Below are 12,602 nucleotides of genomic sequence, written 5' to 3'. Positions count from 1 at the left end.
CGGATGCGGGGACCGACCACAGCAGGTGACCACCGGGCCCCCGCCCCCGGCCGGTGGCCGCCCGCCCTGCCGCGGCCGGTAACCTGGCCTGGTGACAGGCTCGGAGGAATCACCGTCGTTCCGGCTCGCGTACGTCCCCGGAGTGACCCCCGCCAAGTGGGTGAAGGTCTGGCACGAACGCCTGCCGGACATCCCGCTCACCCTCGTCCAGGCCCCCGCCGCCGAGGCGCCGGAGCTGCTGCGCGCGGGCGGGGCCGACGCGGGACTCGTACGGCTGCCCGTGGACCGCGACTTCTTCAGCGCGATCCCCCTCTACACCGAGACCAGCGTGGTCGTCGTCCCCAAGGACCACCTGATCACGGCCGCCGACGAGGTCACCCTGGCCGACCTCGCCGACGAGGTGCTCTTCCATCCCCTCGACGACGTCTTCGACTGGACCGCCCCGCCCGGCGAGCCCGCGTTCGAACGTCCCGCGACGACCCCGGACGCCATCGAGCTGGTCGCCGCGAACGTCGGCCTCCTGGTCGTCCCGCAGTCCCTGGCCCGCCTCTACCACCGCCGCGACCTCACCTACCGCCCGGTGGTGGACGCACCCCAGTCCAGCGTCGCCCTGTCCTGGCCGCAGGAGGCCACCACCGACCTGGTGGAGGACTTCATCGGCATCGTCCGGGGGCGCACGGTCAACAGCACGCGCGGGCGTACGACATCGACGCGCGCCGGGGACGGGCGCCCCGCGGACGGTCGTACGGCGGCCTCGGCGGGCACATCGCAGTCCGACAAGAAGCCCCGGCGGGCCGAGCAGCGGGGCGGCCGGCAGCAGCCCGCCGCCAAGTCGTCGGGCCGCGGCCGCCAGGCCCGTGCGGGCGGTGCCGGGCCGGCCGCCAAGCGGGGCAGGCCACGGCGCCGCTCGTGAGAAGCCCCGAGGCGCCTTTCGGGCCGGACGTGCTCACGCCGCCGGGTCGGGTTCCTCCGGCCGGACCGCGCTCGGCACCGGGCTCAGCGGCTCGGCCTGCCGTTCCCGCAGGTCGGCCACCGCGAGGGTCAGGGCGACGACGATGATGCCGACGGCCGTCAGCAGCCCCAGCTGAAGGGCGGTCGCCGGGCTGCCGTGGTTGGCGAGGTGGGCGAAGTACACGGCGCCGACGGCGGCGATCCCGGCGGCGGAGCCGATGCGCTGGGCCGTCACCAGGACCCCGCCCGCCGCCCCCGCGCGCCGCACGGGAACGCTCGCCAGGGTGAGCGTGGTGTTGGGGGAGATGGTGACCCCCGAGCCGAGGCCCGCGACCAGCAGGGGCAGGGCCGCCGCCCAGGCCACGCCCCGCCCCGGCACCAGCTGCACCGCCGCGATCACCGTGAGCAGGCCCAGCGCGACCACGCCGAGACCGGCGATCACCAGTTTGCGCCCGTGGCGCACGACCAGCCGGCCGCTCACGGCGGCGCCGATCGCCGAACCGCAGGCGAACGGCAGGGAGGAGAAGCCGGCCGCGAGCGCGGTGTAGCCGACGCCGTTCTGGAGGAACAGGGTGTAGACGAAGAACAGCGTGGTGAAGCCCGCGAAGTAGACCAGGTTCAGCAGCACGCCGAGCGAGAAGGACCGCTGGGCGAACAGCCGCAGGTCCAGCAGCGGCGCCTGCCCCCACCAGCCCTGCCAGCGCTCCCACGCCCAGAAACCCGCCAGCAGCAGCGCGGCCACCGGCAGCAGCGCCCACTTCAGCCGGCCCGTCCACTGCTGTTCCTGCACCAGGGGCAGCATCAGCGCGAGCACGCCCGCACCGAGGAGCAGCACACCGGGCAGGTCCATGCCCTCCCGCCGGCCCGGCGCGGGCGGGGTGCGCGGCAGCAGCCGCAGCGCCGCGCAGAAGGCGGCGACCCCGATCGGCAGATTGACGTAGAACACCCAGCGCCAGCCGTCGTCGGTGCCGAAGAGGTGGATCAGCAGCCCGCCGGCGGGCGGACCGATGGCCGTGGACAGCCCGACGACGCTGCCCAGCATCCCGAACGCGCGGGCCCGCTCGGTGCCCCGGAACATCTGCTGGATCAGCCCGGTGGTCTGCGGCGCCAGGATGCCCGAGGCCACGCCCTGCGACAGCCGGAAGAACACCAGCCAGCCCGCGTCGGAGGCCAGCCCGCAGGCCGCCGAGGCGAACGTGAACAGGGCCAGCCCGAACAGGAACACCGTCCGCCGCCCGCGCAGGTCACCGAGCCGTCCGGCGGGCACGAGGGCGAGCCCGAAGGTGAGCGCGTACCCCGAGACGACCCAGGACAGATCGGCCGTGTCGGCGCCCAGGCCGCGTTCCATCGAGGGGAGGGCGACGTTCACGATCGAGCTGTCGAGCAGCGTCATGAAGCCCGCCGTCAGACAGACCCAGAGCGCCTGCCAGCGCCGCTTGTCGGCGGCCGGCCCGGCCTTGTCCATGGTCATGGGGGCCACGCTAAGCAGCGACGGGGCATTGAGCACGCAAGACAGGAACGCCCGGCGCGTCGGTGTCCGTCCGGATACGAGATCGTATGTACGACTATGTTCTCCGCGCCGCCTTCTGCAACCAGGCGTACGCCGACCGCGCCCTGAACTCCGACTGGCCGCCGCGCAGCAGCAGGGCCGCGGTGGCGAAGCCGGGGGCGTCGGCCTGGGCGGCGACGTAGGGGATCGCGATGCAGCGCATGCCGGCCGCGTGCGCGGCGGCGGCGCCCGGGGCCGCGTCCTCCAGGACCACGCAGTCGCCGGGATCGGCGCCGAGCCGCCGGGCGGCCTCCAGGAACACATCGGGAGCGGGCTTGCCGCGCGGTACGTCGGCGGACGAGACGACGGCCCGCACCAGGGCGTCCAGGCCGGTGCCCGCCAGGATGGCCGCCATGGCCTCGGGCGTGGAGCCCGAGGCCACCGCGGTCGGCACGCCGTCGGCCGCCAGCAGTTCCAGGAAGCCGCGCATCTCCGGGTAGACGCGGGTGTGGGCGCGGGCCAGCTCCAGATAGTGCCGGTCGGTCGCGGCGAGCAGGTCCTCCGCCGGGGCGCGCAGCCGGTAGCGTTCCCGCCAGAGCAGCGCCGTCTCCCAGGTGCTGATGCCGACGTAGGTCTGGTGCTCCGCCCAGCCGTAGTCCGTGACGCCCTGCTCGGCCAGGACCCGGCGGCTCGCCTCGTAGTAGTTCGGCTCGCTGTCCACCAGCGTGCCGTCGAGATCGAAGATGACCGCGAGGGCGCCGAGATCGCTCATGCGCCCCAGCATGCCGGGGTCAGGCGCGGGCGGCGCGGCCCACCGACTCCACCAGGGGACCCAGCCGGTAGGGGACGCGCTCGCGCAGCGCCACCTCGGTGCGGGTGCGCACCACGCCCGGCAGACTGATCAGCTTCTGGATGACGTCCTCCAGATGGGCGTTGTCCCGGCCCACCACCCGGGCGAGCAGATCGCCGCCGCCCGTGATGGAGAAGGCCTCCACGATCTCCGGTACGGCCGCCAGCGCGTCCCCGACGTCGTCGAGGTGGCCCTGGGTGACCTCGATGTGCACGAAGGCCAGCACCGGGTGGTCCAGGGCGGCGGGGGAGAGGGAGGGACCGGTGCCCGTGATCACGCCGTCCCGCTCCATGCGGTCCAGGCGGGCCTGGAGCGTGCCGCGGGCGATGCCGAGGATGCGCGCGTACTCGCGCACGCTGGTGCGCGGCTGCTCCAGGAGCAGCCGCAGGATGCGGGTGTCGAGTTCGTCCACGGCCATGATGTACGACTGTACCAATGGCCCAGTGCGCCCGGAGCGACGCGCACCGCCCGACCTGGGCCGTTGGCCAGCCCTGGTGTCGACGCGCACGGCATCGGATGGACCATTGGCCCAGTGAATCGGGCTGGGCTTGAGCCACTGCGGTCGAGGATGCTGTTATAGACATGTCGATGGCGCTGCGGACCCTCCGCGGCGCCTTTTGCGTTCCGGATTTCCTTCGTGTTCCTCGGGGAGGGCAGCAGTGCTGAAGAAGGTGTTCGTGGCTCCGGACCCGGGCCGGGCGCGCTTGCGCTGGGCGTCGCGGGCCGTCCTCGGCATCGGGGTCGCCGTGGTGGTCTGTCTGCTGGCCGGGCAGTCCGTCGCCGGCGCGATCACCGGCGGTCTCGCCGCGCTGCTGGCCCTGTTCACCGTCGCCGACGCCACCGTGCGCGGCCAGGCGCTCACCACCGCGCTGCTGCCCGGCGTGGGCCTGCCGGTGCTCGCCGGGGCGGCCGCGCTGCACCCGTACCCCCTCGCGCGGGACCTCGCCTTCCTCGCCGTCGTCGGTGCCGGCGTGTACGCCCGCCGCTGGGGGCCGCGCGGCCACAGCCTGGGAGTGTTCGCGTTCATGATGTTCTTCGCCGCGCAGTTCCTGCACGCCACCCCCGACCGGCTGCCGGAGCTGTTTGCCGCCGTACTGCTCTCGGTGCTCGGCGCGGCCGTGGTCCGCTTCGGGCTGTGGTGCTACGAGCGCGGGCTGCCCCCGGCCCCCGCCGCGCCCGCCCCGCCCGCCGGGACCGGGCTCGCCCGGGTGACCACGCGCCAGGCGGTCCAGGCGACCGCGGGCGCGGGCTTCGCCCTGATCGTGGGCGAACTGGTGTCCGGGCAGCGCTGGTACTGGGCCGTCGGCGCCACCTGGTGGGTCTTCGTGGCCACCGCCTCGCGCGGCGAGACCCTGGTGCGCGGCTTCCGCCGGGTCCTCGGCACGTTGCTCGGCATCTGCCTGGGCTTCCTCCTCGCCGTACCCGTGCACGGCGCGCCGGTGCCGACGGCCGTCCTGCTCGCCGTCGCCGTCTTCGGGATCTTCTACTCCGCTCCCGTGTCCTACACCTGGATGATGCTCTGGGTGACCGTCCTCGCCGAGCTGCTCTACGGCCTCCTCGGCGTCCTCACCCCCGGCCTGCTGGCGCTGCGCCTCGGCGAGACCGCGGTGGGGGCGGTCGGCGCGGCGCTCGCGGTGCTGTTCGTGCTGCCGGTCACCACGCACGCCACCACGGACGCCTGGATCCAGCGCGCCCTGCGCTGCGTCCACGCCTGCACGGCCGAGGCCGCCGCCCGGCTCGCCGGCTCCCCGACGGCCGACCCGGCGCCCCGCGTGGCCGAACTGGAGCAGTTGCTCGGCCGCGTACGGCTCTCGGTGGCCCCGCTGGTGCACCCGCTGAACCCGCTGCCGGCCCGCAAGCGGCGCGCCCGCCAGGTGCTCGCGCTGCTCGACGACTGCGCCCGGGAGATCCGCGGCCTGGTCGCGGTCGCCGCCGACCCCGAGGCCTCCCACGACGCCCGGCTGTCGACGGCCTGCGGCCGCGTGGAGGCGGCGGTGGAGGCGCTGACCGGGGGCGACGCGACGGCGACGCTCGCCCCGGCGGAGCCGCCGGCGTCCCCCGCGCTCGCGCATGTGCACGGTCTGGAGCGAGCGCTGGCCGCCCTCGCGGAGCCGCTGCGGGCGCCGGCGTACGGGGTCTGACGGTCGCGCGGGTCCAGCTGACCGGGGCGGGCGACGCGGTCGCTCCGGTGGACGCCACCGCACCAGGGCCCGTCTCCGACACGTCTTGCGAGCAGGCCGGGCGGTGGGGTGGTCAGGCGGCGTCGGGCGGCTGCGGCCGGCCCTCGTCGTCCTGGGCCGTCCTCAGCAGCAGCGCCGGGCCCGTGCCGAGGAGGCTGAGGGCGGCGACGGCGTGGAAGGCGGTGCGGTCACCGTCCACGACGGCCGCGTCGCCAGAGCCGTCGCTGTGGCCGGTGACGGTGGTGGCGACGGTGACCAGTGCGGCCAGGCCGAGGGCCGCGCCGAGCTGGCGGCACATGTTGATCAGGCCGGAGGCCACGCCGGCGTCGCGGGGATCGATGCCGCTGGTGGCCGCGACGACGGCGGGCATCATGATCAGGCTCGTCCCGGCGCCGACCAGCACACCGGCGGCCACGGCGTCACCGGCCACCGCGCCCGCGCCGTCGAGGCGGGCCGCCCCCTGCCGGCCGCTGCCCAGCAGGCCGGGCGCATCCGCGACGACCTCACTTGAGCAGATCTTCGACCTGATCGTCGCGATCGCCAAGCTCAACGAATCCCCCGACTACCTGCTACCTCTCTTCGAAACCGCGCTGGCGGGCCTGCGCGCCCCCGGCCCTAGGCTCCGGAAGAACTCCCGCCCCACGCCGTCCTCTTGGTCTAGACCGGCGCCCGGGGGCTGCTACCGTCGGCGCGGAACAGGCCCGACGGAAAGGGGACAGCGGTGGTACAGGGCGGCGACAGGGCGGGCGGACGGCAGGCGTTCATCGGCTCGTTCACGGCGGCAGGCGGACCGGGACTGGTGACGGCCGAGGTCGCGCCGGGAGGCGGCGCCCTCACCCTCGTCTCCGCCGTGAACGACGTACCGGACCCCTCCTACCTGGCCCTCTCCCCGGACGGGGACATGCTCTACGCGGTCAGCGAGACGGCCGAGGGCGCCGTCGCCGCCTTCCGGGTGAACGGCGGCCGGCCGGAACTCGCCGGGCCGCCCGTGCCGGTGGACGGCAGCGGCCCCACCCACCTCGGCCTGTACGCCGGGCACGTGCTCACCGCCAACTACGGCTGCGGCAGCGTCACCGCCGTACCCCTGCGCCCCGACGGCACCCTGGCCGCGAAACCGTCCGGCCGGCTCCAGCACACCGGCTCCGGCCCGCACGACCGGCGCCAGCGGGGCCCGCACGCCCATCAGGTGCAGCCCGACCCGAGCGGCCGCTGGGCCGTCAGCGTCGACCTCGGCACCGACTCGGTGCGGGTGTGCACCCTGGAGGCGGGCACCCCCACCCTGCACCGCGAGTGCGCGCTGCGGCCCGGCTCCGGGCCCCGCCACCTGGCCTTCCATCCCGACGGCGAACACGCCTACGTCGTCAACGAACTGACCCCCACGGTGACGGTGTGCCGCTGGGACGCCGCGAACGGCTCGCTGAAGCCGCTCAGCGAGGTCCCGCTGCTGCCGGGCGCCCCGGCCGGCGACGCCTACCCCTCGGGGATCGTCGCGTCGCCCGACGGCCGCTTCGTGTGGGCCGCGACGCGCGGCGAGGACGTCCTGTCGGTGCTCGCCGTCGAACCGGACGGTCTGCGCCCGCTCGCCACCGTGCCCTGCGGCGGACACTGGCCCCGCGCCCTGGCCGAGCACGACGGCTTCCTGTACGTGGCCAACGAACGCTCCGGCGACGTCAGCTGGTTCACCGTGGACCAGGCGACCGGACTGCCCCGGTACGACGGCTCGGTGCAGGTGGCCGCCGCCTCCTGCGTCGTCTTCCGGTAAGCGCCCGGGACAGGCGAAAGGGCCCGCCCCCGAAGGGAGCGGGCCCCGCTCGTCAGTCCGGGCGCGGTCAGCGCACCGGGGTGCCCTGGGGCTGCTGGGGGGCGATGCCCAGGGCCGTCGTGTACTTGGCCAGGGCCAACTTGCCGATCGCGGGGTACGCGCCCAGCGGCTCGGCCGTGGCACAGCCCGCCTCCTCGGCGGCGGCCGTGAGCAGCGCCGCGTCGATCTCCGGGCCGACCAGGTACGGCGCGAGCGCCAGCTGCTGCGAACCGGCGGCGCGCAGCTGCTCGGCCACGGAGGAGATGGAGCCCTCCTGGTCCAGGGCCGCCGCCATCACCGGCACGGCCAGCCGCGCGGCGAGCAGCATGCCGGTGATCCCGGCCGCCTGCACGGCCTCCTCGCCGCCCACGGAGGCCAGGACGATGCCGTCGGCGGCCGTGGCCACGGTGAACAGCCGGGCGCGGTCGGCGCGGGCCAGACCCGCCTCCGACAGCCGTACGTGCAGCGCCTCGGCGAGCAGCGGGTGCGGGCCGAGGGCATCGGTCAGCTCGGCGGCGACCCGGCTGTCCATCACCGACTGCCGGATCTGCCGCAGCAGCGCGTTGTCCGGACCGGCCAGCAGCGGGACGACCACCGCGACCGGGCCGTCGGGCTCGCTGACGCCCTCGACCCCGGCGGCGACGGCCTGCTCGTAGCGGGCCGTGCGCTCCTCGGCGGCACGTGCCAGCACCGACCGCAGCGCGGGGAACTCGTTGTCGTCACCGTCCAGGTAGCCGATCCGGGCGTCGAGGCCCGGCAGCTCGGAACGGGCGATGCTCACGACCTCCTCGGCGAGGCCGCGGGTGGCGGCGCTGGGCACACCGGGCACCGCGAGGACGAGCGCGGGCGCACCCTCGGGAGCCACCAGCGGTTCCGGCCGGCGGTGCCGTCCGGGCTGGCGGGGTCGCGGCATTCGAACAGGCAGGCCGGACGCGGGTCCAGTGGAGGAGCTCATGGCGCCGCATGTTACTGGCTCATCGGGCCCTCCTGTTCGGGGAGGGGGCGGGTGAGCGGTATCCGTCCGGTTTTGTCTGATCGCGTACGGGTGGCGGTGACGACGTGCAGCATCGTCGGTTCACCCGGCAGCGTGAGCCGCCCGGCCGCCAGCTCGGTCGCGATCCGTACCGCGCCGTGCAGCGGGTCGCCCTCGGGGAGCACCTGCCGGGCATGCGGCAGCCGGCGCGCCAGCTCCTCGCGCAGCGGGACCAGCAGGGGGTCGCCCATCTTGGACAGGCCGCCGGTGAGCGCCACTTCCGGCCGGCCGTCGGGCGGGCAGACGGCCGCGGCGGAATCGGCCATGTGCCGGGCGGCCGCGCGCAGGATGTCCGCCGCGACCGGGTCGTGCTCGGCGCACTCGGCCACCAGGGGCGCGAACGAGGCGAGTACGGCGGGCCGGTCGGGCCGCGGATAGAGCCTGCCCGGCAGTTCGCGCACCGGCCCGAACCGTTTCTCGGCGGACCGCAGCAGCGGGCCGGAGCCGCCGTCGCGGCCGTCGTGGGCGCGCAGTGCCGCCTCCAGACCGGCCCGGCCGATCCAGGCGCCGCCCCCGCAGTCGCCCAGCAGATGCCCCCAGCCGTCGGCCCGGCGCCAGGCAGTGAGGTCGGTGCCGATGGCGATCAGTCCGGTGCCCCCGGCGAGCACCGCGCCCGGCCGGGTGCCGAGCGCGCCGGCATAGGCGGTGACGGCGTCGGCGGCCAGCGCCGCCCGCGCCACCCCCAGCTCACGGGCGAGGGCGTGCGGCAGTTCGGCGCGCAACGCGTCGCCCAGGGTGGCGAACCCGGCGGCGCCGATGACGGCCGTACCCAGTTCGGTCACGCCCGCCCGCGCCGCCAGGTCCCGGGCCAGGGGCGCCAGTTGGGTCATCAGATGGCCGGGGTCGATGCCCCGCGCGCCGGTGCGGACCGGCTCCCGGGTCTCCCGCTGTGCCGACGGCGCCCGGCCCGGAACGCCGACGGCGACCCGGAGGCCGGAACCGCCGGAGTCCACGGCGAGATACCCGGCGGCCGTCACGGCAGGCGCCAGTCCACGGGCTGTCCGCCCTGCTGGATCAGCAGCTCGTTGGCCCGGCTGAAGGGCCGTGAGCCGAAGAAACCGCGGTCGGCCGACATGGGCGAGGGATGCGCGGACTCCACCGCCGGCAGGTTCCCCAGCAGCGGGCGCAGATTGCGGGCGTCACGGCCCCACAGGATGGACACCAGCGGCTTGCCGCGGGCCGCCAGTGCCCGGATCGCCTGCTCGGTGACCTCCTCCCAGCCCTTGCCGCGATGGGCGCCCGGGCTGCGCGGCGCGGTGGTCAGCGCCCGGTTCAGCAGCAGGACGCCCTGCTGGGTCCAGGGGGTGAGGTCGCCGTTGGACGGCTGCGGCAGACCCAGGTCCTGGTGCAGCTCGCGGTAGATGTTGATCAGGCTCGGCGGCAGCGGCCGTACCTCGGGGGCGACCGAGAACGACAGGCCCACCGCGTGCCCGGGGGTGGGATAGGGATCCTGACCGACGATCAGGACCCTTACCTCGTCGAAGGGTTGCTGGAAGGCCCGCAGGACGTTGGCCCCGGCCGGGAGGTAGGTGCGTCCCGCGGCGATCTCCGCGCGCAGGAAGTCGCCCATCTGGGCGATCCGTCCGGCCACGGGTTCCAGGGCCTTCGCCCAGCCCGGTTCGACGATTTCATGCAAGGGTCGTGGTGCCACGGGCGTCACCCTACTGCCGTGAACCGGCCGGTGATCAACCGATGACCGGAACACGGCCGGACACCCGGCCCTCGCCGCATCCGTGAGCGCTGCACGTCTCCCCCGTTCCGCGACGGCCCGCCGTCCGCTCCGCACCCGCCGTCAGCCGACCACCGCGGCGCGCACGCACAGCACGTCCGGCAGGTGCGCGGCCACCTGCCGCCAGCTGTCGCCGTCGTCGGCCGAGGCGAACACCTCGCCGTTGCGATTGCCGAAGTACACGCCCGCCGGGTCGGCGTCGTCGGTGCACAGGGCGTCCCGCAGCACCGTGCCGTAGTGGTCCCCGGTCGGCAGGCCCCGGGTCAGGGGCTCCCAGGAGCCGCCGCCGTCGGCCGTGCGGAAGACCCGGCAGCGCCGGCCGGCGGGCACGCGGTCGCTGTCCGCGTTGATCGGGAAGACGTACGCCGTGCCGCCGCGGCGCGGGTGCGCGGCCGCCGCGAAGCCGAACGTGGACGGCAGGCCCGCGCCGATGTCGGTCCAGTGCGCGCCCGCGTCGTCGCTGCGGTACACCCCCCAGTGGTTCTGGAGGTACAGCCGGTCCGGGTCGGCCGCGTCCCGCGCGACCTTGTGCACGCACTGGCCGAACTCGGGGTCCGGGTCCGGCAGGAACACCGCTGACACCCCCGAGTTGGACGGTGTCCAGCTCGCCCCGCCGTCGGTGGTGCGGAACACGCCGGCGGCGGAGACGGCGACCGTCAGCGCGGCCTTGTCGCGCGCGTCCGTGAGCACCGTGTGCAGCCCCTCACCGCCGCCGCCCGGCACCCAGCGGGAGCGGGTGGGGTGCTCCCACAGCGGCCGGACCAGTTCGAAGCTCTCGCCGCGGTCCGCCGAGCGGTACAGCGCGGCCGGTTCGGTGCCCGCGTACACGACGTCGGGTTCGGCGGCGGCCGGGTGCAACTGCCAGACGCGCTCCAGGGAGGCGCCGGTGTCCTTGGGGAACCTGACGGCCGGCCTCGGCGGCTCGGTCCAGGTGCGGCCCAGGTCGTCGGAGTGGAACACCGACGGTCCCCAGTGGGCGCTGTCGCCGCCCGCGAGCAGCCGCGGGGTGCCGGACCGGGTGTCGATCGCGACCGAATAGACGGCCTGCGCGTTGAAGTACGGGCTTTCGTCGAACTCCCAGGGGCCCTGGCCCCGGCGCCGTCCGATGAACAGGCCTTTGCGGGTGCCCACCGCCAGCAGTACCTCGGTCATGCCGATCACCTCCGGGACGCCTTTGTCCCAGTTGTCGTCAGTTGTCGGCCAGTGTGCACCCCACCACTGACAGTCTCCTCAGGAGCGGACGTCGACCCAGCTCACAGGGGTGTCGGCGGTCCCGGACGGGGAGATACCGGTTCCGTTCCCGCATGTGCCTGCGGGAAGCGGGTGCGGCGTGCGACCGTCGGAGTGACGGTTTGTCACGGGCGGGCGGTCAGGCCGGCCGGCGAGTTCGTGGGGAGGACGGCGTTGCGCGGACCGAGGGTGTGGCTCTGGCGCTGGCGGCGCAACCCGCTCAGACGTCGGGCGGACGTCGTGGAGGGCTGGCTGGTGCTGGGCGTCTGGCTGCTCACCGTGCTGGCCGGGTCGCTCGCCGGGGTGACGGTGGCCCGCTCCATGTCGGACGGACTGGCCCACCAGCGCGCGGGCCGGCACCCGGCCGTCGCCCACCTGGTCGCGCAGGCCCCTCAAGCGTCCGCGGCGCGCCGGAACCCGTTGCCCGGGGAACGGGTCTGGGCCGAGGTGCGCTGGACGGCGGCCGACGGCTCCGCCCGCACCGGCCGGGTCCGGGTGGTGCCGGGCAGCGAGGCCGGTGCCCGGGTCACCGTCTGGACCGATCACCGGGGCCACCTCGTCGACAGCCCCGTCACGCCCGGCCAGGCCGCCCTGCGGGCCGCCTTCCTCGGCGGCCTGGCGGGCGCCGCCACCGCGCTCGTCCCCTTCAGCGGCGGCCTGCTCCTCCGCGTCCGCCTGGAACGCCGCCGGCTGACCGCCTGGGACACGGAATGGGCCCGGCTGGGCCCGCAGTGGGGGCGCATGGTGTGACCGGGGGCGCTTCGGGAGGTGACTGCGCCGCCGGCAGAGGAGTACGGGGGCCTGCGCGCCTGCACCGGCCCCAGGGCGCCGTGCGTCGTGGCACCACCGTGGTTGAGCAGCCTTTCGTGTCCCGGCACCGCGCCGTCGCACCACCGTGGTTGGGCCGCCTGCCGTCTCCCGGCACCGCGCCGTCGCACCGCAAGCTGCCGCCTGCCGTGTCCCGACACCGCACCGCCGTGCGCCGCCGCGCGCCCCACGATCAGCCGCCTGCCGCCTGCCGTCTCCCGACACCTCACCGCCGCACGCTCGGCGGCCCCGCTCGCCGCCCGCTCGGCACCCGCCCTCCGGCGCCCGTCCCGCCGCCCGCCCCCGGCACCCGTCCCGCCGCCCGCCCCCGGCGTCCGTCTCGCCCCCCGCTCTCCGGCGGCCGCCCCGCCCCCCGGCGTACGCCCTGCCGCCCGACGCGCGGCAGGGCGTACGCCGGCAGTATCGCGGACGGGGCGCCGTGCGGGACCCGCGGCCTGTGCTCGCCCGGCGCCCCGCCGGTCCGGTCCCCGGCCCGCGGGACGGGCCGTCGGGCAGCCGCGGGTCTTGCCGA

General features: G+C 75.6%; 12 protein-coding genes. 4 read left to right on the top strand and 8 right to left on the bottom strand.

Annotation, left to right across the window (positions count from 1 at the left end):
• The first annotated feature begins 91 nt into the window (after nt 1-91).
• Nucleotides 92-913 carry a LysR family substrate-binding domain-containing protein gene (locus BLW85_RS06760; RefSeq protein WP_074991423.1) on the top strand — a complete coding sequence of 274 codons (822 nt, stop codon included), beginning with the start codon at nt 92-94 and terminating at the stop codon, nt 911-913.
• 33 nt (nt 914-946) lie between these two features.
• Here the strand turns inward: BLW85_RS06760 and BLW85_RS06755 are convergent, their stop codons facing one another.
• From BLW85_RS06755 to BLW85_RS06745, 3 genes are all read right to left on the bottom strand, one after another.
• On the bottom strand, nt 947-2,422 hold the full coding sequence (locus BLW85_RS06755) for an MFS transporter (RefSeq protein WP_070026463.1): 1,476 nt from the start codon (nt 2,420-2,422) through the stop codon (nt 947-949).
• Nucleotides 2,423-2,516: 94 nt separating this feature from the next.
• Nucleotides 2,517-3,212, bottom strand: a complete 696-nt coding sequence (locus tag BLW85_RS06750) for an HAD family hydrolase (RefSeq protein WP_074995995.1) — start codon at nt 3,210-3,212, stop codon at nt 2,517-2,519.
• Between the two features lie 19 nt (nt 3,213-3,231).
• Nucleotides 3,232-3,708: an Lrp/AsnC family transcriptional regulator gene (locus BLW85_RS06745; RefSeq protein WP_074995994.1), complete on the bottom strand. Its 477-nt coding sequence runs from the start codon at nt 3,706-3,708 to the stop codon at nt 3,232-3,234.
• Between the two features lie 241 nt (nt 3,709-3,949).
• On the opposite strand from BLW85_RS06745, the gene BLW85_RS06740 reads away from it, so the two are divergent.
• Nucleotides 3,950-5,431, top strand: coding sequence for an FUSC family protein (locus BLW85_RS06740; protein ID WP_074991421.1), 1,482 nt, complete (start codon nt 3,950-3,952; stop codon nt 5,429-5,431).
• Between the two features lie 112 nt (nt 5,432-5,543).
• On the opposite strand, the gene BLW85_RS06735 is transcribed toward BLW85_RS06740, so the two are convergent.
• Nucleotides 5,544-6,014 carry an MFS transporter gene (locus BLW85_RS06735; RefSeq protein ID WP_074991419.1) on the bottom strand — a complete coding sequence of 157 codons (471 nt, stop codon included), beginning with the start codon at nt 6,012-6,014 and terminating at the stop codon, nt 5,544-5,546.
• Between the two features lie 177 nt (nt 6,015-6,191).
• On the opposite strand from BLW85_RS06735, the gene BLW85_RS06730 reads away from it, so the two are divergent.
• Nucleotides 6,192-7,232, top strand: coding sequence for a lactonase family protein (locus BLW85_RS06730; protein WP_074991417.1), 1,041 nt, complete (start codon nt 6,192-6,194; stop codon nt 7,230-7,232).
• Nucleotides 7,233-7,299: 67 nt separating this feature from the next.
• Here the strand turns inward: BLW85_RS06730 and BLW85_RS06725 are convergent, their stop codons facing one another.
• The 4 genes from BLW85_RS06725 to BLW85_RS06710 all read right to left on the bottom strand — a co-directional run bounded on the left by BLW85_RS06725 (nt 7,300) and on the right by BLW85_RS06710 (nt 11,185).
• A complete protein-coding gene (locus BLW85_RS06725; protein ID WP_107409079.1) occupies nt 7,300-8,226 on the bottom strand; it encodes a sirohydrochlorin chelatase in 927 nt (308 codons plus the stop codon).
• 11 nt (nt 8,227-8,237) lie between these two features.
• On the bottom strand, nt 8,238-9,281 hold the full coding sequence (locus BLW85_RS06720) for an N-acetylglucosamine kinase (protein ID WP_244174826.1): 1,044 nt from the start codon (nt 9,279-9,281) through the stop codon (nt 8,238-8,240).
• Nucleotides 9,278-9,955 (bottom strand): uracil-DNA glycosylase, encoded by a 678-nt coding sequence (locus tag BLW85_RS06715; protein ID WP_074991415.1) that lies wholly within the window; start codon nt 9,953-9,955, stop codon nt 9,278-9,280. Before BLW85_RS06715 ends, BLW85_RS06720 begins: the two co-directional genes overlap by 4 nt.
• 141 nt (nt 9,956-10,096) lie before the next feature.
• Nucleotides 10,097-11,185, bottom strand: a complete 1,089-nt coding sequence (locus tag BLW85_RS06710; RefSeq protein WP_244174825.1) for a WD40/YVTN/BNR-like repeat-containing protein — start codon at nt 11,183-11,185, stop codon at nt 10,097-10,099.
• Nucleotides 11,186-11,437: 252 nt separating this feature from the next.
• Between BLW85_RS06710 and BLW85_RS06705 the strand changes: the two genes are divergently transcribed.
• Nucleotides 11,438-12,013 (top strand): Rv1733c family protein, encoded by a 576-nt coding sequence (locus BLW85_RS06705; RefSeq protein WP_244174824.1) that lies wholly within the window; start codon nt 11,438-11,440, stop codon nt 12,011-12,013.
• Nucleotides 12,014-12,602: the final 589 nt, after the last annotated feature.

The organism is Streptomyces misionensis (genome assembly GCF_900104815.1).
Taxonomy (GTDB): Bacteria; Actinomycetota; Actinomycetes; order Streptomycetales; family Streptomycetaceae; genus Streptomyces; species Streptomyces misionensis.
Note: the sequence above shows the minus strand (reverse complement) of the source record. Positions and strands in the feature narration are given on the sequence as shown.

What these genes read in the sequence shown, in the direction of transcription:
- BLW85_RS06725 (WP_107409079.1), bottom strand. Translation starts at nt 8,226, where the DNA reads ATGAGCTCCTCCACTGGACCCGCGTCCGGCCTGCCTGTTCGAATGCCG.
- BLW85_RS06710 (WP_244174825.1), bottom strand. Translation starts at nt 11,185, where the DNA reads ATGACCGAGGTACTGCTGGCGGTGGGCACCCGCAAAGGCCTGTTCATC.
- BLW85_RS06745 (WP_074995994.1), bottom strand. Translation starts at nt 3,708, where the DNA reads ATGGCCGTGGACGAACTCGACACCCGCATCCTGCGGCTGCTCCTGGAG.
- BLW85_RS06755 (WP_070026463.1), bottom strand. Translation starts at nt 2,422, where the DNA reads ATGACCATGGACAAGGCCGGGCCGGCCGCCGACAAGCGGCGCTGGCAG.
- BLW85_RS06750 (WP_074995995.1), bottom strand. Translation starts at nt 3,212, where the DNA reads ATGAGCGATCTCGGCGCCCTCGCGGTCATCTTCGATCTCGACGGCACG.